Origin of the sequence: Dysgonomonas sp. HDW5B (assembly GCF_011299335.1) — a bacterium.
Taxonomy (GTDB): Bacteria; Bacteroidota; Bacteroidia; order Bacteroidales; family Dysgonomonadaceae; genus Dysgonomonas_A.
Genome location: NZ_CP049858.1, coordinates 3,589,967 through 3,612,531, shown reverse-complemented (window position 1 = coordinate 3,612,531; position 22,565 = coordinate 3,589,967). Strand labels below are relative to the sequence as shown.

Genomic DNA, 22,565 nt, shown 5'->3' with positions numbered 1-22,565 from the left:
TATGTTTCAAAAGCTTACCCATGATAAGGGAGTATTTGAAACAGATATCTACACTCATATTCCATCCGAAGTAACAGGTATATTACAAATCAACAAAAAAAAGAGTTTAAAAGCGTTCACGGCTTCTTTTCCTGAACTTGAAAATATAATACTCTCTGCCGAAGGCTCCCTCACTTATCCTATATTAATTGCTGAGCATAAAAAAGACTTATATATAATAAGTAAAGTAACCAGCGAACAAGAGTCGAGAATTAGATCACTATTGAAGAATACCTTATTCTCGTCTTTCGCCCCCAAGGTTAGAATATATAAAGATGTTAAGATTCTCTTTTATCCGGCAAATGACAACCGTTTTTTTTCTTGCATGTTTTATCAGGGGTTTTTCATAGGTGGATACAATTACACTTTATTAGAAAGTTTTGTTGATACCGATGCTTCCAATAATATATTCAGTAAAAAACAAGCAGCCGAAATAGCTAAGAAAATAAAAACCAGCTATGATGCAAATCTCTATTTTAATAACAGCACATTTTTTACGGCCTTTAATATCGATTTAGAAGGAAATCAAATGGAATTGGCCGGTTTTACAAATAATACATTTTCAGACAACTGGCCTAATGAGGTTACTTCCGAAAATGACAGTATAGCTATTGATTATTCTATATTTCCCGATTCTCTAATCTCATATACTATAAATACAGACGCGGCAAGTATATCAAGTTCGCTTATATGTCTGTTTAATGCACCATCATATGGTTTTATACTAAATAAAAATCAGAAATCCCCCATATACGCACTAAAATATATGCAGGATCGTTTTGATATCTACAATCATTTAAATAAACTGGAAGTAAACTATATCCAAAGAAAATTTAGTACCAGAGATGTCGTTTTGGGTAATCAGCATATCTATATGACGTCAGAACAAATGGGACGTGAGGTTTTTCATCATGATTCACCAGTTTATCTTTCTTTCTATAAAAACTACCTTTTGGTCTCTGCTGACAGGGAAGCTTTGGTTCAGTATCTTAAAGAAAATGGACAGTATAAAATAAAGACAGCTTTTGATCCTATAAATATAAGTCCACAAACAATATCTTTATTTTTCAGTAATAATATACAAGAATTTTATCCGGAATACTTGACTAATTATTTTCTGATACAAAAAATGGCTAAAGGCCAAACTTACATCAAAACTTATACGGAAGACGGTGAGAAGAAAATAGAAATCTTATTAAACAATTAATAACTTATCAATGTTATACAATCAACACTTATAATGAGAAAGTATAACTAATAAAACAATAAACATGGCAATAATAAAAGAGCTTAAAGCATTCATGATGCGTGGTAATGTGGTCGATATGGCAGTCGGGGTAATAGTCGGCGGAGCATTCGGGCAGATTGTAAATTCACTTGTGAATGATGTTATTATGCCTCCGATCGGAGTACTTCTTAATGGTGTAAATTTTTCAGATTTAAAATTCGTTATAAAAGAAGCTTCTGTGAATGGAGCCGGAACTGCACTACCGGCAGTTAGCCTCAATTATGGCAACTTCATACAGATGGTTATCAACTTTGTTATTATATCAACTGCTATATTCTTTGTTATTAAAGGAATGAACAGTCTTCAGAATAAGAAAGAAGAAGTACCGGCAGCCCCTCCTGCCCCATCCAAAGAAGAAGTTTTACTTGCTGAGATCAGAGATCTTCTCAAAGAAAAAAAATAATGATCTCGTCACTATTTTAGTATAAGATTAAGAAATAAAACATAAGGCTCTTTTTTAGTTATCTAGCTCTATTTGACACTAGAAAGTTTCATAGTCAACAAAGTCAGCGTAGTTGCTGGATGTTGATTGGTTGCAAATTAAAACTAAATAAGAATGCCTTATGAAACTTGATAATTTTTTATTAATCCTACTTGGATTTGTATCTTGCAGTGATGAAGAATTTGAAGGTCCACTTGTTCCTCCAGTTTCACCGTATGAAAATGCTCTCAATACTCCTCTTGTTTTTGTTGATAATCTTTTAAACACGTCAACAAGTTATAATGCTGTAAGAATAGGCGAATATCTCTGGATCGATAGCAATATAAACCACTATGCCGGCGAGTCCTTTAGCAAAGAAGATATAAATCTTATCCTAAAGAGATATAGAATAGATACTACTCTCCTCAAAAATGTAAGTGCTCAGGAAATTAATAAATATTGCGGTCCATATTATGACCGTGAACGTTTCGAATATCTTGAAGACAGAGACATCTGTGTGATCTATGAAGGTAAAAACAAAGTCTTAACCTCAGGATGGGGAGCACCATCTAACAGCGATGTACGGCAACTATTTGCAATGTGCGGCAATGCCACCGAGCAAGATGTACGAACCACCCTTACTGTTAAAGCCGGAAGTAATCCGGTTGCTAAAGCTGGATTAACTTACTGGTTTGGTCCCAATAACACGAATAAATATCGACTCAATTTAATGCCATCGGGAGCCCGGTTTAATGGATCTCAAGTCTGGAAATTAAATCATACTCTCAACGATGTAGAATATTTTAATGTCGAAACAGGTGATTTCTATGGGTTTGTTGAAGCCGTAGTAATACCTACATGGGATGGAAGAGCTTCTATTGATGATTATCCACATACAGATCCAACAAAATATTGGCATTGGATGCCTGTGCGATGGTGCCGAAAGCTTACAGCTATAGAACTAGGTTATAGGCTATTTATCAATAAAGCACAAAGTGAAATTATAAAACTAACCCCTAATGCATCTGCCCCTGGTGGGTATAGCGAATTGCCAAATGGATATATTAGAGGATTCTATGTTCAGTTTATTCTGAATAATCCCAATCCTCAAAAAACGGTAGCACAGATTGTTGCAATGGCTAAAAGTTTATATCAATAATAGAGAGTAACAATTTAACACCCTTAAAATACGTGTAAAGAATAGATATACAGCCTATTCTTTACACGTATTTTTAATAGAGAATCATCTACTAGCACCCAATCAAATTAACACTTAAACAGTCTTATTTTAACCTATATTTTTAAATTTTACAAAAATTACCTATCTTTGATATTCATACAAAATAATAACACTAAAATGAAATTCAGTAACCTTTTATTAATCTTATTAGTAATTTTCATGTCCTGCAGTGACGATACGTTTAATGAACCTACCGAGTCTAATCCTCTCCCCCCTCCTCCCGTAGAAAACGATTCAACTATTCCTTTAGTATTTTATGACAGTTTTGCAAATACATCAGCCGAGTATAAAGCCGTTAAAATTGGGGAATACCTTTGGATGAATAGTAATATTAATCATTGCCCAGGACAACCTTTTACAAAATCAGACATAGAGTTGATACTTACTAGATATAGGATGAATCCCCTAGCACTCAAAAATATAAGTATTGAGGACATTAATAAATATTGCGGTCCTTACTACGATCGTAATCGTTTTGAATACCTCGAAGATAAAAGCAAATGCGTTATCTATGAGGGCAAAGATAAAATACTGACTAATAATTGGAGCTCAGCATCTACTAAAGATTTCCAACAACTATTTGCCATGTGTGGCAATGGAAGTGAGCAAGATGTACGCCTTTCGTTAACAGTAAAAGCCGGTGAGAATCCGATATCTATACTAGGTTTAACTTATTGGTTTGGCCCTAACAACACAAATAAATATGGCTTCAATCTAATGCCTGGGGGAGCTCGTTTTAACGGACCGCAAGTTTGGGAACTAAAACATAATCACGAGGATACAGACAATGAATTAATTAACGTTTCAACCGGCGATTTTTACGGATTCACACAAGCCGCTATGTGGCAAACATGGGACGGTAAAGTTTCTATAGATGACTACCCTCATGGAGATGTAGGCAAAACATGGCATTGGATGCCTATACGATGGTGCCGTAAACTAACAGATGAAGAACTTGGATATAAATTATATATCAATCAAACACAAACAGATATAAAAAAATTAAGTCTTACAGATTCTATTCCTGAGGGATATCAAGAATTACCAAATGGATATATCAGAGGCTTCTATGTTCAATTTATCATGAATAATCCAAATCCACAAAAAACAGTATCAGATATTGTTGCTATGGCTAAAATTCGACGATAAAACACGTGGCCTTCTTATAAAATTAAAAAGGTGAAACGCTGTAGTTTCACCTTTTTAATTTTATAATATACTTTTGTCTATTAAAGCTTTTCGACCTGCTTTTTCAGATGATCCCTGTAAAATAAATGATCTGCATCAGTTATAATATCCTCTTTTCTGAAATCTACGGCATATTTAATCAGGAAATCCATCATTAAATCCTTACTTACTGCCCTCTTATCACTAAGATAGTTAGCTAACTGCAACAAAAGGACTTTTTGTTTTTCGAGTGTCTCCTGTGCCAATTTTTCAGCTGCTTCTAATAAAGCCTTAGCTTCTCGATTTATACCTTCACGAGCATCATCAAAAATAATACTGGGAGTTTCATCCATATTCTCATTACCAAACAATGCTAACATATTTCCCATACCACATGCATAAAGAACATATGTTGCAAGCTTAGTTGCATTCTGTAAGTCGCTACTAGCACCCATAGTAATATTTTCATCACCAAAAATGATACGCTCGGCAACTAATCCTCCCATCAAAACCGCCAGACGATTTACAATTTCTTTCTTTGAGATATAATTCCATTGAGGACGTGCCAACACAAACCCTTGACTATTACTATCAGCTGTTACTGAAAATATCGAATCAGGTATGGTACGCATCAATATAGACGAAACAATAGCATGTCCACTCTCATGTACCGCTACAATAGCCTGTTCATCATTCAATTTTTCTTTACGTAACTTTCCTAATACCAAGGCTTGTTTATCAGTCCATGTATGAACTAACTTTTCGTCTTTATAAAACTTTATAATTAAAGAGACCGAATCACTGATCGATTCTGTTTCGTCAATTGCAAAATGCAACCTATCTACAAAATATCCATTGATATAAATCTCATTCAAAATTTTACCTAAACGAGCATTCACAATCTGTTGTACGGTAGTAAATAAAGGCCGAGTTCCTTGTGTCGGGTAAACCCCTTCTTCATAAATAAGGTTATTTATTCCCTTATCAAAAGTCAGATCAAAATGATAAATTGTTTTAATCTTCTTTTTTATTTTAGATAACTCTAAATCTATTATCTGATGAAAAGCTTCCGATGTAAAAGATGGGTAAATAATATGAATATTGCCTAGACGTGCAATTTGCTCACTTCTGAATCGAGCCAATAAGGCATTCTTCACCTGAGTAACTGAAATTTTCAACGATTGCTTATTAAACTCATCAGCATTCATATCCGGATTAAAATCATGAGTCATAGAATATACTTCATCCAGATTCCCCATAATAAATACCAAGGCCTTAGAACAGTCTACAGTTTTGGGCTTCAGTGTTTTTTTATACAACTGAATCAAATATTCGATTGTACTCTCTCCGTCCAGATCATTCAGTTTTTCTCTCAATTCACTTTTCGAAAGAAACATATCTGAAACAGCATAAAAGATATTATTCAGATTTACTTCAGGAACAAAGTACAATTTCTTTTCATTCTTTGTTTTTAAAGATTCATCTCCATCATCGTCATCATTATCATCTTCTTCCGAGAGTTCCAGTATATCTTTATGTATCTCATAGTTTTCCGTAACTACTCCTTTAGCAACTTCAACTCCTTTATTTAATGCTAAATCAAGCTTCTTTATTAATTTACTAAATACACCTATATTATAGTTGAAATCTATTAAATCAAACTTTCCACTATCCAATAAATCCCAAATGGCACGGGATGAAGATTTATCTATCTCTTCCTGCTTCTCATTTATAGTTCGTGCAAATTGAAATTCATCTAAGCCAATTATAAAGGGTTCTTTATCACAATTTTCATATATCTCCTTAAAAGAATCCTGTATATCGAAGTACTTACCGGTACTTTCACCTAAATCAAAGCGATAATACCGCTCATTATAATCTATCAATTGAGAAAAACGTTTTACCAGTGATGTTTTTCCAATTCCGGTTAATCCCCATAAATTGATAATAACAGGTTTTTCCTGCATTTCAGGGAAAAACAGCCACGAGCCAATCGCATCTGCAATTTGATCTATAACATTATCAATACCTATAAATTCGCTCTTCAATTGCACAATAGCATTATCCAATAAATTCTTCTTCTCTAATAAATTCTTACGATATTCTTCTATATTATTATCTTTCATATACTTTTTAGTACTTTCAATTATCTTTTATTAGGTTCTAGTTCCAAAACTACATCTAAATAATCAAAATTTAATAACCTCTCAATTATACCTTCATCTAAAATTTTATAGCACTCAAAATTTAGATCATACAAAAGTAAGCATATATAGTGCAATAAAAGAATATCAATAAAAAAAGAAGCTATTCCTAATGAAATAGCTTCTCTTTAAATTATATTGTAAAATTCATCATCACTTCACATCCCAAAATATTTTAGTATCACGGGTATCTTTAGCCTGTACATCTTTATAATTAGGATTATAAGCTGTTTCTAATATCGGATATTGTAAGCGCGTAGGTGGCTGAGTATATCCAGGTTCCATACCTGCTGAAGGGAAAGGTAACAATTTTGGATATTTTGTACGACGATACTCAGTCCAAGTCTCAATCGATTGTAACCAACCTAAATGAAGCCACTTTTGGGTACCAATCAACTCTAATCGAGCATCTGTTGAACCTGTATAAGCAACTCTTTCAGTTACAAATTTATTTATAATATCATCAGAAGGCTTCACCTCTAGACGGAATCCTCCACCTGCTGAAGTGTTACTTGCCGTATTATTCAAATAATAATAAAAAGATACTGATTGCTTTATAGCTGTTTCATACGCAGTTTTTGCTTTTGCAGGATCTCCCCAACGTTGTTGTGCTTCTGCTTTAATAAAATTAACTTCGGATGCTGTCATTCTCACCCCTGGTATATTTTTATTCTGCCAGACTGTAGTTGAATCCCAGCATGAGTAATCTGACGACATAGATGATATAGACTCACTAGGAGTATTTATTGGTAACCCCTTATATTCAGATAAACCATTTTTGTCAAAGAGAACATCTATACGAACATCCTTAGTTGGAAGCATCAGTTTATTCAACATAAAATCGGGAGCAATTTGCGTACTACCTTCCGACAAAGCCTGTTTCAAGTTTTCAATATTAGTAGAAAGCGGAGCATTTAAAACATCTCCTGCTGAAGGATTATAATTGGGGTTATTATCACCATCGATTAAGGGATAGTCTGAGCTATTTAGCATTGCCATAATTTTTTCCTTTGCATAGTTCTCATCCACATAAGACATATGAATAAGTAATCGCAAACGAATAGAGTTACCATACTTTCTCCACTTAGCAATATTACCACTTAACAAGATATCTTGTTTACTAAAAACAGTAGTAGTAGTCGCTGTTTTAAAATATGTATTTACGGCGTCTAAATCATCAATCATCATTCGATATAAAGCTTCCTGATTATCAAACTTCGCAGGTGTACTCACACTTGTCAGTTGCAAACTTCCTGCTTCTGAAAATGGAATATCTCCAAGCATATCTACTAATGTTCCTGCATAGTCATACAAAACGACTTTAGCTGCAGCAAAAAACACGGCATTGGCATCCTGATCAGCTTGTGAAAGAGATTTATTCACATTTTCCATTTGGCGATACATTGCCATAGGACCTCCATATTCTGGTGTATAAAAATCTCTCCAATATTCACTCACATACTGTTCAGTTTGATGATATTGCTTACTTCCATTAGGTAGAATAAAAGTCTGTGAATACCTGCCTGCATGTTCTACAGCGATAGTTCTCACTTGCCAGTATTCCGTCCTCATCCTCTGATTATTAAGCATAGCTGTAAAAAGAGTCGACACATTACCTTGTGTTGTTTTCTCCGGGTCAAGAAATTTGTCCTCTGGATTACAACTTGGCGTCAAAATTAGCAGTGACAATAATGCACAAGCTATTATATATATTCGTTTCATCTTCATTGTCTTTAAAATTTAGCATTTAATGAGAATCCGAAAGTTCTGGATGCCATAGAAGCTCCACTGTCAACACCTTGTGACCACCATCTAGATCCGATAGAAGCTTCAGGATCTATATCTTTCGCTGTTTTGTAGATATAGAATAAATTTCTGGCAAATAAAGAAAAGCGTAAATTTGACAAGAATATCTTGTTCGCATAAGCAGTAGGTATATTATATCCTAAAGTAATTTCACGGAATTTAATGAAATCATTGTCAAATACCATACCCTCTTCATTCCATGCATCTTTACCCCAGTAAAAAGTATTTATATAGTAATCAGCAGCTGAAATAACTTTGGCATTTTTTTCGCCTGTATTTACATTCACTCCTTCAAGAATAAGACCATCATTACGTTGATATTGTTTTCCATCATCAGCGGTAAAAGTCCAAGCCATACCTCCGTTTTCTGCATCCCTATATTTCATAGTTTTCTCTAACAATCCTGCACTAGTAGAATATTTAGTACCTTGAGATACAATTTTACCACCAAAACGATAATCAATAGTAAAATCTAAAGAAAAATTCTTGTAATTAAATGTATTTGACCAACCTCCGATAACATCAGGCATAATATTACCAACTTTCTCATATTTGGTTTCATCCATAATGTATAGACCGGCATCACTAATCAATATTTCTCCTTTATCATTTCTCTTACGAGGAAAAGCATAAATATTTCCTAATTTTTCGCCTGGTTTCGCTGAAATTTTTATACTGGATTGCTCTTCATTCCAGAATATAAGCTCAGGAACATTATCTGCTAAAGAATATACTTTCGATTGATTGAAAGACCAGTTTAAGCGAGTAGTCCATCTAAAATCGCCAATAAGCGGAGTAATGCTTGTTGCGATCTCCAAACCTTTACTACCAATTTCGCCAACATTCACTATCTGACTACGGGCACCACTTGATAGAGGAACAGCAACTTCCATTATCTGATCTTTTACTCTGTTCGTATAATAACTTACATCTAAGCTAATACGATCATCCCAAAAACGGCTTTCAAGACCAAACTCCCACTCATGCTTCATCTCAGCAGTTAGATTTAGATTTCCAAATGCATTATTCATCGTTAGTGCAGCCACTGAACCATTATTGGCTGTCTGCAATGATTTTTGATCATAAGCAACATTTGCAAGATACATAAGAGGAGAGTTACCTACAACACCATAAGAAGCTCTTACCTTACCATAAGTTAACCATGTAGGTACTTGAAAAGCATCAGTAAAAACCCAACTACCATTGGTCGAAGTATAGAAGTAACTATTATTATCTGGAGGAAGAGTTGAAGCATACTCTTGTCTAGCTGTCATCTCTAAGAATAACATATCTTTATACGCAAGATTTAAAATTCCTAGATAAGCATATTTAAGCATACTGGCTCTTGTCGATTTTGAATCTATAATTCCATAAGAATTCTTTAATGAAAACCAGTTTTCAGCATTCAACCCACTAGTTGTGGATGCGGTCTGAGTTTTGTAATCCTCTTGTCTTCCTTGCATACCTCCAGCAATAGTAAACCCAAAGTCAGGAGACAACTTTTCAGAATATGAAAGTAAAGCATCGCCGTAGATGATTGAATATTGATTACTTGTTACAGCATATCCTCCACTACTATTATTAGTGTTGTAAATAATAGGATACTCAGTATACTTTTCATCTTGAATATTTATTCCTGTATAATCATTTCCGATACGCCCTCTGAATTTCAATTTGCCATTACCCAATAAATCCCAGTTCAAATTAGCACTACTCATGAAACGATTCTCTGTTTCATCATAATTATTACGAAGTCTACCCCAAAAATAATCCATTAATGTTGCAGAATTCGTATTATAAGTAAGGTGCTCCATTCCTGGTCTGCTGAGCCTATCCGCATATGTTACAAACTTATATCCGTTAGCATCTTTATATCGATCCAATAAATTATCTATGCTTTCCGCTCTATTGATCATACCTCCATAATTATTGAAAATACGATCCATATATTCCGGACGGTTATGAGTTTTTGTATTCATATAGTTTGCAACAACATCTACTGTTACATCTTTAGAAACATTTACTACCGAATTTAAATTGAAAGTATTTCTTTGTTGTTCCGAACCTCGTTGAGTTCCAGTATAATCTAAGCGGGTATATGATAAACGATAATTAACTTTGTCTGTTTGCTTAGATAAAGCTAAATTTAGAACAGATCCATATCCTACTTGAAAAACATCTTTAAGATTATTTCCATCTTTTGCAGCATACGAACGTGTCGTTCCATCCCACCAACTCACTTCTCGACCATCATATTTTGGTCCAAATTGAGCCCATGCAGAAAACCATGGACGTAGTCCATTATTTACAGTTGAGTTAGTATCAGACAACCAACCATCAATATTTCCATTACTTAAATTTGTGGCTGGATCGTACCCTGGTCCATATACTTTTTGATAATTAGGCAAAGAAGATACACTTTCAAAAGCGCCATTATAGTTAAGTTCAACACCTAAACCATCACCTCTAGAACCTTTTTTAGTTGTAATAACAACAACTCCAGCTGCTGCATCAGAACCATATAATGCAGATGCACTAGCTCCCTTCAGAATGGTCATAGATTCTATATCCTGAGGGTTGATATCTAAAGCTCCATTACCCCGAATTTTTTGATCTGTCCAATAACCAGCATTATTAGTTCCATCTTTTCCATTTTGTCCATCATTACGAATCATGATACCATCAACAACATATAGAGGTTGCTGGTTATAGTTCAAAGAGTTCACACCACGAATCTGAACATTCACAGCACTGGTTGCACCACCAGGAGCAGCATTAATTCTAACACCAGCAGCCTTACCATACATTGCCGAAGCAAAGTTAGTCGTTCCAGCCTCAGTTAATTGTTTTGCAGAAATGGAACTCACTGAATATCCAATTTCTTTAGGAGGACGTTGTACCCCAATAGGAGCTGTAACAACTACTGTAGAGAGAATTTGAGAATCATCTTCCATTACAATAGCAAGTGTAGTATTATTTCCTACAGTTACTTTTTGAGAAGTATATCCAACATAAGTAAATTCCAATACTGACCCTACTCGTGGTACGTTTATTGTAAAATTACCATCAAAATCTGTAGCTGTACCAATAGAAGTACCTGCTACTTTCACGCTTACCCCAATAAGAGGTTCATTGTTAGAATCTACGACAGATCCTTTTACCACAATCTGCTTTCCATCTTGGAGTACTTGCTCTTCATTTACTTTTTCTTCTGCTAAGATAGGATTAGCACCAACATTAGGTACTGCCCAAACAGAAAAAAAGAGAAACGCAAACAAAACCCGCTTAACAGCCATAGGCGTTTGCGCAAGGTTAATAGCCTTTTTCTTCATAGAAAATTAGTTTTAATTAAATTCAGATTTATTAATCAATCTAGTTCCGTTCAGCAAATATAAATACAAAAAAAATATAAAAAAAAGATTTTACAGATTATTTTTTTAACAATAACTCCCTAGTTATTAAAGCAAAAACTGGCTCTACCAAAGAGTTTCAAGTGGTTTTAAGCGAGATTTTCACTTTTAACTAAAAGATACAATAAGCAACATATAATTGTGAAACTCCATGATAACCACAAGAACAGATCGACTACATCCTTCTATAAACAAGGCATTTAACAGAATTAACAACACCTCAAGAATACAATAATAAAATCTAAAAAAAGATGTTAATTAACTTAATATGTTATATAACATCTCGCAAATAAATCATTTTGACAACAACAAAAACATTTCAAAAAAAACACAATAATCAGGAAATAATAATCAGAAATAAATAATAAAAAAGATAAAACCATCCAGAAGTATCATAAACATTCAATAAAACAATCATTATAACAAAGTAAAACTATATGGTCAAAGCTTTAATAGTTTAAAAAAGCCTAGTTAAAAACAATGTGCAGTCACTAAAAGAAGTAAAAAGACAAAATGCTTATATAGTATAAATATGAACTGGAAATAATCCAGGAACAATTCAGAAAATATGTGCATAAAAAGAATAAGGTAAGCTGTACAGCTTACCTTACTAATATAAATGAATTTCAAATTTTCTTAAGAATATTATTTTCTAAATATTCTAGTTTAGATATCGGACTAAACCGCTTAACTGGAAAATAATAAAGATTATTTCAACACAGCTAACGCAGCCTCGTAATTAGGCTCATTTTTGATTTCAGAAACCAGTTCAGTAAACAAAACTTCACCTTCAGGGTTTATGACAACCAAAGATCTGGCAAGTAACCCTTTCAAAGGGCCATCTACTAACAAAACTCCATAATCTTTACCAAAAGCCTCATCTCTGAATACTGATAAAGGAACAACATTCTCAATACCTTCTGCTGTACAAAATCTGCCTGCTGCAAATGGTAAGTCTGCAGAAATAGCTAATACTACTGTATTTGATAAGCTTGCAGCCTCTTTATTAAATCTTCTTACCGAAGCAGCACAAGTACTTGTATCTAAACTTGGGAAAATATTTAAGACTACATTTTTACCTTTAAGATCCGATAGAGATAATTCTGATAAATCTTGTTTCACCAATGTAAAAGCTGCTGCTTTAGTTTTTAAAGCCGGTAAACTACCTATTGTATTTACCGCCTGACCGCCTAATGTAATTTGTGACATTTGAGTTATATTTTATAAGTGAATATTTAGTGCAGACTATTCTGCATTTCGTTTAATTTTAAAAGCTTATTTTATTTCAATAATAAATTCGGATTGAGGATGTCTTGCCTTCTTCATGTTCACCAACCAGTCGTTAGCTTCATCTCTATAACCTAACGGTAGCATAGTTACACTTCTTAATCCTTTTTCACGAAGGTTCAACAGCTTATCTAAAGCATCATTGTCAAACCCTTCCATAGGAGTAGTATCCACTTTAAGTTCAGCTGCCATTGCTATTGCATAAGCAAAGGCAATATACGATTGGCGGGCTGCATGAGCAAAATTTTCTTCGTCAGGACGAGGCAAATAAATCGATTTTAAACGGTCTGTATAATCCTTGTATCTATCAGCCGGTTGCTCTCTAGCCTCAGTAGTAATACCATATATATGATCTATCCGTTCTTCGGTGTAATTATCCCATGCAGCAAAAACTAACAAATGCGAACAATCTGCAACTTGCTGCTGTTCCCAAGCGATAGGAACTATTTCCTTTTTCACCTTTTCATTAGTTATGACAATAACTTTGAATGGTTGCAATCCTGATGAAGTTGGAGCCATTCTGGCTGCTTCAACAATTTGATCTACTAATTTTTGATCTACTTTCTTTGACGGATCAAATTTCTTTGTGGCATATCGCCATTTTGCTTGTTCTAATAAACTCATCTTATTTACAATATATAATTTACATTTTTTGAACTATGTGTATAGAGTATTTTACCGATAATCAAAAAAGCACTATAGCTTACATTTTGTAGTGGTCAATAATATCTTCTTCAATTGATCACGCAATGTTGTCAATTGTTCATCATTAGTTTCGAGTTGTTCTTTCAGATGTAGAGGAATATCCTGTGCCTGCTCTTTAAGGCTTTCCCCCTTATCGGAGAGTATAATATCTACTACTCTTTCATCTATACAAGATCGTTTTCTCGAAAGCAACCCGTTAGCTTCCATCCTTTTTAATAATGGCGTTAATGTTCCACTATCAAGCCAAAGTAGTTCTCCTATACATTTTACGCTAGCCGACTTATGCTCCCACAGAACCAACATAACCAGATATTGGGGATAAGTTAACCCCATTTTTTCCAGATAAGGCCTGTATAAAGCTGCCATCTGCCTAGCTAAAGCATAGATAGGAAAACACAATTGATTTTCGAGTTTTAAATAATCTGTCATAATAATACATCCATTTCGGTTTTACGAAATTATATTGTACGCAATCTAATTTAAAATATTTCTAGTTAAAGATTGTAAACTAAACAATGATTGTATCTATAAGAATATATATGCTATTTATAAGGTAAGACTAAGACATATTAAAAATAAGGATATATAAAGAAAGATTGAAAACGAAAAAGTGCGCAATCAAGATTTTGAATTACGCACCCTCAATATTGAGTAAAATAAAAGAAAAGAAATTGAATAACTAAACTAAATACAGCGTGAAATATGTATGGCTTTATTTTTCACTAGCAAAAGATTTGTACTCTCAACTTTGTTGTTGTTGTTTCTTGTTTACCCTAAATGCCGTATACAGGAAAATAGCTGCAACGATTGCCGAAGTAGCATAACCAATAAGAACAGTAGAAGTTAATGAATCATAGTCTAACCTACATAAATTAAGTATGAATGACCCGCTTAAAGCACCTACCATACCAATAGCGAAACTGGTAAATAAACCCAGTTTGTTCTTTTTGGGAAGCTTATTGGCTATAAATCCGATGAGAATACCTATCGTTATTGATCCTATGACGTCGAACCCTGTTTCCATTTTATTTTTATATTATGTCTCTTCGTTATTTAGCTTTTACAAAAGGTATAACATAGTTCTCATTTATTTTGTTTACTTCGAAATAGTTAAAATTGATAAGAATAACATAAGATTCTCAGGCTCAGAAGAAAGAAATTTCTGTAATTTACTTTTAGATTATACCTAAAAAGACACAATACATAGCAAATCATAAATCATCCAACAAATGAATTAAAAAGAAAGGCTGATGATAAATAATAAAAAAAGTATTAATTTTGAAATAAGTTCAAACTATATAACACAACAAATTATGACAAAAAAGATACTAATATTAATCCTTTTCACATTAAGCATAACAGCTTACGCACAAAATACATATAGCCAAACGGAAGTCGACTTAAAACTAGAACTTCAAAAAAAGGAATTGGATGAAAAGCTGAAAGAGCTAAAAAATGAGAAAGACAAGGCCGACATCAAAATGATAGAGCAAGACAAGCGTTTAGAAGAAACTCAAGGACGTCTGGCTAAAATTATAGATGTATTCGGTCTTATAATTGCCGGATTGACCATACTAGTCACTATAGCCGGATTTTTCATGGACAAAAACAATAAAAAGAAAAGGCAGGAAATTGAAGATGAATTTGACAGGCTTAAAATAGAAAGCGAAAAACAAATTGACTTAATCAGACAACATGCACTGCTTGTTGTTGAAAAAGCTCAATTAATCATAGAAAAGACAGCACTCGAAATAGATCTCATAAAAGATGAAGCCAATATTTCATTAACTGAAATAAGAAAAAGAAAAAAGTCAGAGAATAACAATCTCTAAAATAGATTCTACATAAAACAGCAGCGGGATGATTGATTTCATCCCGCTGCTATTTTAAAAATTCTTCCTTAAGATACGCATAGCATTCAATATTGCCAATAAAGCAACACCCACATCAGCAAAGACAGCCTCCCACATGGTAGCTACTCCCACAGCACCAAATGACAATACCACAAGCTTAATTCCAAAAGCCAATATAATATTTTGAATTACGATCTGTTTTGTTGATTTTGCAATACGCAGTGCTGTAGTTATCTTAGAGGGATGATCAGTCTGTATTACTACGTCAGCAACCTCTATTGCAGCATCCGATCCCATACCTCCCATTGCTATCCCAATATCGCTTAGAGCTAAAACGGGTGCATCGTTTATACCATCACCTACAAAAGCTACAATATTTGCTTTATCGCTCTTCAACTGCTCAACATGTCTCACTTTATCTTCGGGCAAAAGATCGCCGTAGGCACTATCCACACCTAGCTCTGCTGCTATTTTTTGAGTAATCGATGATTTATCACCACTCAACATAATTGTTTTAATCCCCTGCTTATGCATTTCTGAAATTGCCAAAAGAGAGTCTTCCTTAAGCTCATCAGCAATAGTTATATAACCGGCATATCGATTATCAAGAGCAATTATCACGACAGATTCGATAATGGAATCAATATTAGTATCGTATTCGATTCCATACTTACGCATCATTTTAGAGTTTCCAATGATAACCTTTTTACCATCAACATAACCCTGAAGCCCATATCCTGCAATTTCTTTTACATCTTTTGCTTGGCAAATACTCGATTTTCCATTTACGACACTATGCTCTACTATTGCTTTTGCTATTGGATGGGTAGAAAGTTTTTCTACAGCCGCAACTATCCCTATAAACTCAATCGGATCGTATGCAGGACAAACAATACGCTGTACTTTAAATACTCCTTTAGTCAAAGTTCCTGTTTTATCCATCACCAAAGTATTTACAGAAGTCATTAAATCCATATAATTGGCTCCTTTAAATAAAATACCATGACGTGAAGCGGCACCTATTCCACCGAAATATCCCAAAGGAATAGAGATTACCAAGGCACAAGGACAAGAGATTACAAGAAAGACAAGAGCACGATATAACCAGTCGTCGAAAACATAATTACTAACCACAAAATACGGTATCACAGTTATAGCTAATGCCAGAAAGAAAACAATAGGTGTGTATATCCGTGCAAATTTACGGATCAACAATTCGGTTTTGGCTTTACGGGAAGTGGCATCTTGCACCATTTCCAATATTTTAGCAAGCGAACTATCTGCATATTTTTTCTCTACTTTTATTTCAATTACCTTATCGAGATTAAGCATACCGGCCAATATCTTTTCACCCTCACGTATAGTTTTAGGTTTACTCTCTCCTGTTAAAGCGGAAGTATTGAAACTACCGGCTTCAGACAATAGAACTCCATCTAAAGGAATCTTTTCACCAGCTTTTACCTGAATAATCTCTCCTATGGCAACTGTTTCAGGAGAAACTGCCTGAAAAGTACCTGACCTTAATACATTTGCTTTATCAGGACGAATATCCAATAAGGCTTTAATATTGCTTTTAGCTTTATTTACAGCTGATTCCTGAAACAACTCACCTACTGAGTAGAATAACATAACTGCTACACCTTCGGGATATTCTCCTATAAAGAAAGCACCCAGAGTAGCAATAACCATCAATGTAAATTCATTGAAAAAATCAAATTCTTTTATAGCTCCATATGCTTCTTTTATGACAGGAAATCCGACAGGGATATAAGCAATAATATACCATGCCAAACGTAAATATCCAGAGAAGAAACTTATTGAACTTAAATTATCGAGAAAGATTCCTGTAAGAAGTAAAAGGAAGCTAAAGATTGCGGGGGTATATCTTTTCCAAGCTGCTACACTTTCGCCGTTTCCATGCGAATGGGATCCGCAGCAATGATCTTCAGAATGTGTCGGTTGGATTATATTTGCCATTTTGTTTATCATTTTATTTATCTGACAACAAAATTAAGGCTTAATATCCGCAACTAGGTTGCAAATATTTAATGGGCATTGATTCACACCAAAAAAAAGAAAGAGGTACTTTTCAGCACCTCTTTTGTTCTCTTCTTATTTCTTAGACTCTTCAATAGAGATTTTACGAAACTCTTTCAGAGATTTTTCAATAGCTAATGAAGCTTTTCTTGCACGTGTTCCTGCAGCTTTATTTCCGCTTTCAGCTTGTTGTCCTGCGTCTTTAGTAAATTCTGCGATTAGTGCGTTCAAGTTGTCTAATAATTCTTTCATAATCATATTTATTTTTTTAATTCGGGCAAAGGTAATAGAAACAATATAAATTCGAAATTTTTTTAATTCGAATTTTCTTTGTATTTGTCAAGTAAATTATATACAATATCCTTTTTATCTTCCGCCAGATAATACCACTTGTTCTTATATTTAGTTCTGCCGTTTTCTTTCCAGACCATCAACCAGTCATTCTCCTCCAGCGTTTTGCCTTTATTATAAAGAATAACAGTATATTCGGGTGCTTGCATCTTTATCATAATATCGCGATTATTGAATACGGTATCATATTGAACAGTAGACAACATATCACCTAATAATATACAATCATCGTTCGTTATTGCTTTTGTAGCACCACTATCGAAGAGACGAACCATAGAATCTATTTTCGAAACATCAATAGATATTTTAAGACTATCTTCAATAGCCAACTCCGAAATACCGGCAGGAGCAGGTACTGATTGTTCTGATTTTTTCGAATTACACGAAGTCAATATACTTCCCAAAACGAATATGTAAATAAATAAATGCCTCAAATATTTTTTCATTGTTTTAAGTGATTTACAGAAATTCAATTTACAGATCGTTTTTAATCCTCTTTCTTTATTACATTTCGGGCAACTTCTATCTTGTATTTCTTGCCTTTCATTTTTTCATCCCTGACAATTGCTAAAAGCTCCTTCACTTTAGATGAACGGACAGCCACAAACGAAATAAAATCTTTCACTTCTATTAATCCCAAGTCGTCTTTATCAAGTTTTCCTTTTTGTAAAAAGAAACCTACAATATCACTCTTATTCAGCTTATTCTTTTTACCTCCACTCACATAGATAGTCTGAAATTCGGGGCGATCCGGCAAGGGTTTTCCCGCCTGTACGCTAAATACTTTAATATGTGTAGGTATGTAATCAGGAGTTTTTTCATCCTTATGCAACAAAATATATGCAGTACCTTGAGCATGCATACGAGCCGTACGACCATTGCGGTGCATAAATTCGGTTTCCTTTGCAGGAAGATGATAGTGAACTACATGTTTCATTTCAGGAATATCCAATCCTCGGGCTGCCAAATCGGTAGTAACTAAATAACGCAAACTGTAATTACGGAATTGAATAAGTATTCTTTCCCGATCATCCTGATCCATTCCGCCATGATAATAACCTGTTTGTATACCTTTTTCCGTCAGCATATTGCTTATACGTTCGGCGACTTCACGGTGGTTACAGAAAATCAGAGCAGGCTCCGATTTAAAGGCACAGATCAATTGAAACAGCGTTTCTATTTTATCCTTTTCGGGCGAAATAACAAGTCTTACCGATAGCCCGTCATTCGATTCCTCTTTGGTATAATCTAATACTTTGGGCGATATTACTTGCGTAAATTCGGGAATCTCGACATCAGATGTTGCCGAAGTCAGAATTCGCTTTTCCAGATTAGGTAATTGACCAATGATATAACTCATTTCGTCTTGAAACCCCATTTGGAGCGATTTATCGAACTCATCCAGAACAAGTGTATGAATTGCTTCCGTTGTAAACGATTCTCTCTCCAGATGATCTTTTAGCCTGCCCGGTGTCCCGATAAGTAGAGCGGGAGGATTGCTGAGATTACGCAATTCTGTATCTATGGAGTGACCTCCATAGCACACATTTATTTTGTAACCTGTACCCATTTTTTTCCATACCTGCTCAATCTGGATAGCAAGTTCACGAGAAGGAACAATAATCAATGCCTGCACTGTTTTTACATCCTCTTTGAGCAATTCCAAAACAGGCAATAAAAAAGCGACCGTCTTACCCGATCCTGTGGGCGACAGCAGTATAGTATTACTACTCGAGCTTAATATAGCAGCCTTAGCAGCAATCTGCATCTCATTCAGGGTTTCAATACCCAGATTCGATAATATTGTAGTTGTTTTATTTTCGGTATTCATACAACAAAGATAAACTAATGTGTCGTGTTTTTTATGTTTAAATCTTAAAACCCTATGCTTTTTCCTGTTAAGATAAGAAAATATAGATACACAATCATAAAAATAGGAGCGAATATCCCTACTCACCCCTACTGAAATAAAATGCAACTAAAAAAAGCTATACTTATCTTATATGTTTAGTTTCATTCAATAAACACATGACAAATCCGCCAATCACTCCACCATAGGCACAATTTATCCAGCACTCGGCTGATAAAGGGTAAGTTCCCCAATAACAGGCAAAATAATACCAATGTAAATATCCTAAAATAGTACCAACAACTACACCAATTAACGCCCTGCTATTATGGCGAATAAACAATAATATATCTTTCATTTCAATCTAAAGTCTTACTTACGGGCAATTCCAATAAAAATGACTTGGCTTCACCTGTTGAATATTCATATCGGCTTCGGTACTCACGTTTAACTGTTTGCGGATAGCTCGTGCAAACGTATTATTAATACGATGACCGGGGCAATTGGCTACAATTTTCCCTTTTATAAAATATCCGACCAAGGCAATATCTCCAATAATATCCAATAATTTATGGCGTGCAGGCTCATTAGCATACAACAAAGGCTTATTCATCATATATCCTAACTTGCTTGCATCTTTTCTTTTTACAGACATCCTATCAGCCAGCTGATCAAGTTCCTCCTGAGGCATCAATTTATCATAAATAATTATTGCATTATCTAAATCGCCTCCTTTTATCAGATTATTACGCAAGAGATATTCAACTTCTTTTACGAAAACAAAAGTGCGGGACGAAGCAAAATTCTTCGTGAAATCCGACAAATCGTCCAGTTTAGCACTTTGACGTTTTAGTAGCATAGAATCAAAAGAAATATTACTCTCGATATTAAAATGATCATCAGGCAATAAAAGCATCGATGCTCCTGTCAATTCATCCACCACCTTTATTTTTTTACGTGGAAAGCTCACATATACTCTATCGGTCTGTTGTATAGTAGCTCCTACTTCTTTTATTTTCCGTACAAAAAGAGTAGAACTTCCATCTAAGATGGGAAATTCGGGAGCATCTATATCAATCAAACAATTGTCTATCTCCGAAGCATACAAAGCAGCCAAAGCATGCTCTACAGTGCCTACCTGAGCCCCATTCTTAGCTAACACAGTACCTCTATCGGTAGATATTACATTTTCGGCTAAAGCATTTATAATAGGTTGCCCGTCTAAATCGGTTCGCCTTATTTTATAGCCGTGATTATCGGGAGCCGGATTAAAAGTTATACGCCCGTTAATTCCTGTATGTAATCCCTTTCCTTCTAAAGAAAAGCTTTGTTTTAAAGTTCTTTGTTTAGTCATAACAATATAATCTTTTTGTTACATTTTTATATACTTCTTTTGTAGAGCATCAGTAAATTAGATACCGGTACAATTCCCATAATTCTATCAATTTCCTGACCGTCTTTAAATATTATTGTAGTAGGCGTACCCGATATATCGTATTTACCATACTCCCCCGGATAATCTTCTATATTCAACTTGAAAAATCGAGTATGCCCTTCAGAAACATTATTAAATTGATTCAAATTCTGTTCCATTTTATAACAGACATCCGATTTAGTATAAAAAAGCACAATACAAGTATCTGTAACTACACTATCTGAAAACATCCGGTCATTGAGTTCTACTAATGAAGAGTTCCGACCAGTCACTGGATTTTTCTCTAATTCGTTGCTCCATATTATAGTAGACGAAATTCCTAAAATGGCAAATACCAAGAGGAAATGCCATGTTTTAAGACTAATTTTACTCATTGATTTCTCTTATTTAATAACCAAATACGCGATAACTCTAATTCCTTCTACAAAGATCAACTAATTAAATGAATGCTCTGAACTCAATAAATCGCCAATTATGTTCAAAATATCGCTTTTTATATAATTTCGTTCTTCTAATGAACTATATTTGTATAAACAATATCAATATACCAAAATATGGCTAATGAGAAGTACGGGAAGATATCTTTTGATGAAGCTTCAATACAGAATTCACCCTCTACAATCAAAAATTTTATAGTATCAGACAAAAGTGTGAATGTTCAAGAACACCATTTAGATCTCCACTATCCTCATATTGTTGAAGGGATTACATTTGCCATTTGTACCAAAGGAAATTCACGTATAAAGATTAATCTACAGGAATACGAGGTTACAGCAAACACATTAATATCGATCATACCCGGCTATATTATAGAACTAATATCCGAGAGCGATGACCTTTCTATTGAGTTTCTATTTTTCACATTCGATTTCATTGCAGACCTCAAATTAACGATGGATATAGATATTCCCGAAAAGATGGGGCAAATGCCATGTTTGAAAATTACCGAAGAAGAAACTCAAAGCCTTCTTGAGTTTCATTCTTTCATTGTAAAACAGTATAGGAAGACAGATCACCTATATCGTGAGAAGATTGCTAAAAGCCTCCTTTATACGCTTATATGTGAAGTAATGCAATTGTATCATAATTCGAAATTGGTTGAAAGTCCTCGAACTAAATCGAGACAGGAAGAGCTTATTACACAATTTGTTGAATTGCTTTTTAAATATCACAAACAAGAAAGAAGTGTAACCTTTTATGCAGATAAAATGTTTCTGACACCTAAATACTTATCGAAGGTTATTAAAGACGTGACAGGGAAGCCTATTTTACAATGGATTGATGAAATGGTTATTATGGCGGCTAAAGCTTTACTAAAAACGTCCAACATGACTATCCTCCAGATTTCGGAGGAGTTAAACTTTGCCAATCCATCTTTTTTTGGAAGCTTTTTCAGAAAAAGAGTAGGAATGACTCCCATCCAATACCGGGAATGCAGATAAAAAAAGGAGTAATTATATATCCTATAATTAC

20 protein-coding genes are annotated in these 22,565 nt (G+C 34.3%); 6 read left to right on the top strand and 14 right to left on the bottom strand.

What is annotated here, in order from left to right:
• Nucleotide 1 precedes the first annotated feature (1 nt).
• The 4 genes from G7051_RS14915 (at nucleotide 2) to G7051_RS14900 (ending at nucleotide 4,137) form a co-directional block, all read left to right on the top strand.
• Nucleotides 2-1,246: a hypothetical protein gene (locus G7051_RS14915; protein WP_166201483.1), complete on the top strand. Its 1,245-nt coding sequence runs from the start codon at nucleotides 2-4 to the stop codon at nucleotides 1,244-1,246.
• A gap of 64 nt (nucleotides 1,247-1,310) precedes the next feature.
• Nucleotides 1,311-1,730 carry a large-conductance mechanosensitive channel protein MscL gene (gene mscL, locus G7051_RS14910; RefSeq protein ID WP_166116684.1) on the top strand — a complete coding sequence of 140 codons (420 nt, stop codon included), beginning with the start codon at nucleotides 1,311-1,313 and terminating at the stop codon, nucleotides 1,728-1,730.
• A 160-nt stretch (nucleotides 1,731-1,890) separates the two neighbouring features.
• Entirely contained in the window at nucleotides 1,891-2,907 is a 1,017-nt protein-coding gene (locus G7051_RS14905; RefSeq protein WP_166116682.1) for a hypothetical protein, read from the top strand.
• Nucleotides 2,908-3,105: 198 nt separating this feature from the next.
• On the top strand, nucleotides 3,106-4,137 hold the full coding sequence (locus G7051_RS14900) for a hypothetical protein (RefSeq protein WP_166201481.1): 1,032 nt from the start codon (nucleotides 3,106-3,108) through the stop codon (nucleotides 4,135-4,137).
• An 80-nt stretch (nucleotides 4,138-4,217) separates the two neighbouring features.
• Here G7051_RS14900 and G7051_RS14895 read toward each other — a convergent pair whose 3' ends face one another.
• The 7 genes from G7051_RS14895 to G7051_RS14865 all read right to left on the bottom strand — a co-directional run bounded on the left by G7051_RS14895 (nucleotide 4,218) and on the right by G7051_RS14865 (nucleotide 14,591).
• Nucleotides 4,218-6,281: a hypothetical protein gene (locus G7051_RS14895; RefSeq protein WP_166201478.1), complete on the bottom strand. Its 2,064-nt coding sequence runs from the start codon at nucleotides 6,279-6,281 to the stop codon at nucleotides 4,218-4,220.
• A gap of 231 nt (nucleotides 6,282-6,512) precedes the next feature.
• A complete protein-coding gene (locus G7051_RS14890; protein WP_166201476.1) occupies nucleotides 6,513-8,081 on the bottom strand; it encodes a SusD/RagB family nutrient-binding outer membrane lipoprotein in 1,569 nt (522 codons plus the stop codon).
• Nucleotides 8,082-8,092: 11 nt separating this feature from the next.
• Entirely contained in the window at nucleotides 8,093-11,497 is a 3,405-nt protein-coding gene (locus G7051_RS14885) for a SusC/RagA family TonB-linked outer membrane protein (RefSeq protein WP_166201474.1), read from the bottom strand.
• Nucleotides 11,498-12,283: 786 nt separating this feature from the next.
• Complete coding sequence (gene tpx, locus G7051_RS14880; protein WP_166201472.1) at nucleotides 12,284-12,784, bottom strand: thiol peroxidase; 501 nt, start codon at nucleotides 12,782-12,784, stop codon at nucleotides 12,284-12,286.
• 66 nt (nucleotides 12,785-12,850) lie between these two features.
• Nucleotides 12,851-13,486 (bottom strand): NAD(P)H-dependent oxidoreductase, encoded by a 636-nt coding sequence (locus G7051_RS14875; protein WP_166201470.1) that lies wholly within the window; start codon nucleotides 13,484-13,486, stop codon nucleotides 12,851-12,853.
• Between the two features lie 72 nt (nucleotides 13,487-13,558).
• Nucleotides 13,559-13,996 carry a MarR family winged helix-turn-helix transcriptional regulator gene (locus tag G7051_RS14870; RefSeq protein WP_166201468.1) on the bottom strand — a complete coding sequence of 146 codons (438 nt, stop codon included), beginning with the start codon at nucleotides 13,994-13,996 and terminating at the stop codon, nucleotides 13,559-13,561.
• A 313-nt stretch (nucleotides 13,997-14,309) separates the two neighbouring features.
• Nucleotides 14,310-14,591 (bottom strand): GlsB/YeaQ/YmgE family stress response membrane protein, encoded by a 282-nt coding sequence (locus tag G7051_RS14865; protein WP_166201466.1) that lies wholly within the window; start codon nucleotides 14,589-14,591, stop codon nucleotides 14,310-14,312.
• 289 nt (nucleotides 14,592-14,880) lie between these two features.
• On the opposite strand from G7051_RS14865, the gene G7051_RS14860 reads away from it, so the two are divergent.
• A complete protein-coding gene (locus G7051_RS14860; RefSeq protein WP_166201464.1) occupies nucleotides 14,881-15,399 on the top strand; it encodes a hypothetical protein in 519 nt (172 codons plus the stop codon).
• Between the two features lie 54 nt (nucleotides 15,400-15,453).
• Here the strand turns inward: G7051_RS14860 and G7051_RS14855 are convergent, their stop codons facing one another.
• The 7 genes from G7051_RS14855 to G7051_RS14825 form a co-directional block, all read right to left on the bottom strand.
• Nucleotides 15,454-17,397 (bottom strand): heavy metal translocating P-type ATPase, encoded by a 1,944-nt coding sequence (locus G7051_RS14855; RefSeq protein ID WP_166201462.1) that lies wholly within the window; start codon nucleotides 17,395-17,397, stop codon nucleotides 15,454-15,456.
• A gap of 135 nt (nucleotides 17,398-17,532) precedes the next feature.
• On the bottom strand, nucleotides 17,533-17,709 hold the full coding sequence (locus tag G7051_RS14850) for a histone H1 (protein ID WP_050708179.1): 177 nt from the start codon (nucleotides 17,707-17,709) through the stop codon (nucleotides 17,533-17,535).
• A gap of 62 nt (nucleotides 17,710-17,771) precedes the next feature.
• Nucleotides 17,772-18,254, bottom strand: a complete 483-nt coding sequence (locus G7051_RS14845; RefSeq protein ID WP_166201460.1) for a hypothetical protein — start codon at nucleotides 18,252-18,254, stop codon at nucleotides 17,772-17,774.
• Nucleotides 18,255-18,295: 41 nt separating this feature from the next.
• Complete coding sequence (locus G7051_RS14840; protein ID WP_166116656.1) at nucleotides 18,296-19,639, bottom strand: DEAD/DEAH box helicase; 1,344 nt, start codon at nucleotides 19,637-19,639, stop codon at nucleotides 18,296-18,298.
• Nucleotides 19,640-19,802: 163 nt separating this feature from the next.
• Nucleotides 19,803-20,015 (bottom strand): hypothetical protein, encoded by a 213-nt coding sequence (locus G7051_RS14835; RefSeq protein WP_166116654.1) that lies wholly within the window; start codon nucleotides 20,013-20,015, stop codon nucleotides 19,803-19,805.
• Nucleotides 20,016-20,033: 18 nt separating this feature from the next.
• Nucleotides 20,034-21,011 carry a UDP-3-O-acyl-N-acetylglucosamine deacetylase gene (locus G7051_RS14830; protein WP_166201458.1) on the bottom strand — a complete coding sequence of 326 codons (978 nt, stop codon included), beginning with the start codon at nucleotides 21,009-21,011 and terminating at the stop codon, nucleotides 20,034-20,036.
• A 26-nt stretch (nucleotides 21,012-21,037) separates the two neighbouring features.
• Nucleotides 21,038-21,466 (bottom strand): co-chaperone YbbN, encoded by a 429-nt coding sequence (locus G7051_RS14825; RefSeq protein ID WP_166201456.1) that lies wholly within the window; start codon nucleotides 21,464-21,466, stop codon nucleotides 21,038-21,040.
• Between the two features lie 180 nt (nucleotides 21,467-21,646).
• On the opposite strand from G7051_RS14825, the gene G7051_RS14820 reads away from it, so the two are divergent.
• Nucleotides 21,647-22,534 (top strand): AraC family transcriptional regulator, encoded by an 888-nt coding sequence (locus tag G7051_RS14820; RefSeq protein ID WP_166201454.1) that lies wholly within the window; start codon nucleotides 21,647-21,649, stop codon nucleotides 22,532-22,534.
• Nucleotides 22,535-22,565: the final 31 nt, after the last annotated feature.

Coding starts and splice junctions, on each gene's coding strand:
- G7051_RS14875 (WP_166201470.1), bottom strand. CDS start 13,486: ATGAGTTTATTAGAACAAGCAAAATGGCGATATGCCACAAAGAAATTT.
- G7051_RS14885 (WP_166201474.1), bottom strand. CDS start 11,497: ATGAAGAAAAAGGCTATTAACCTTGCGCAAACGCCTATGGCTGTTAAG.
- G7051_RS14860 (WP_166201464.1), top strand. CDS start 14,881: ATGACAAAAAAGATACTAATATTAATCCTTTTCACATTAAGCATAACA.
- G7051_RS14845 (WP_166201460.1), bottom strand. CDS start 18,254: ATGAAAAAATATTTGAGGCATTTATTTATTTACATATTCGTTTTGGGA.
- G7051_RS14870 (WP_166201468.1), bottom strand. CDS start 13,996: ATGACAGATTATTTAAAACTCGAAAATCAATTGTGTTTTCCTATCTAT.
- G7051_RS14895 (WP_166201478.1), bottom strand. CDS start 6,281: ATGAAAGATAATAATATAGAAGAATATCGTAAGAATTTATTAGAGAAG.
- mscL (WP_166116684.1), top strand. CDS start 1,311: ATGGCAATAATAAAAGAGCTTAAAGCATTCATGATGCGTGGTAATGTG.
- G7051_RS14890 (WP_166201476.1), bottom strand. CDS start 8,081: ATGAAACGAATATATATAATAGCTTGTGCATTATTGTCACTGCTAATT.
- G7051_RS14855 (WP_166201462.1), bottom strand. CDS start 17,397: ATGGCAAATATAATCCAACCGACACATTCTGAAGATCATTGCTGCGGA.
- G7051_RS14905 (WP_166116682.1), top strand. CDS start 1,891: ATGAAACTTGATAATTTTTTATTAATCCTACTTGGATTTGTATCTTGC.
- G7051_RS14865 (WP_166201466.1), bottom strand. CDS start 14,591: ATGGAAACAGGGTTCGACGTCATAGGATCAATAACGATAGGTATTCTC.
- G7051_RS14820 (WP_166201454.1), top strand. CDS start 21,647: ATGGCTAATGAGAAGTACGGGAAGATATCTTTTGATGAAGCTTCAATA.
- G7051_RS14900 (WP_166201481.1), top strand. CDS start 3,106: ATGAAATTCAGTAACCTTTTATTAATCTTATTAGTAATTTTCATGTCC.
- G7051_RS14850 (WP_050708179.1), bottom strand. CDS start 17,709: ATGAAAGAATTATTAGACAACTTGAACGCACTAATCGCAGAATTTACT.
- G7051_RS14915 (WP_166201483.1), top strand. CDS start 2: ATGTTTCAAAAGCTTACCCATGATAAGGGAGTATTTGAAACAGATATC.
- tpx (WP_166201472.1), bottom strand. CDS start 12,784: ATGTCACAAATTACATTAGGCGGTCAGGCGGTAAATACAATAGGTAGT.
- G7051_RS14835 (WP_166116654.1), bottom strand. CDS start 20,015: ATGAAAGATATATTATTGTTTATTCGCCATAATAGCAGGGCGTTAATT.
- G7051_RS14825 (WP_166201456.1), bottom strand. CDS start 21,466: ATGAGTAAAATTAGTCTTAAAACATGGCATTTCCTCTTGGTATTTGCC.
- G7051_RS14830 (WP_166201458.1), bottom strand. CDS start 21,011: ATGACTAAACAAAGAACTTTAAAACAAAGCTTTTCTTTAGAAGGAAAG.
- G7051_RS14840 (WP_166116656.1), bottom strand. CDS start 19,639: ATGAATACCGAAAATAAAACAACTACAATATTATCGAATCTGGGTATT.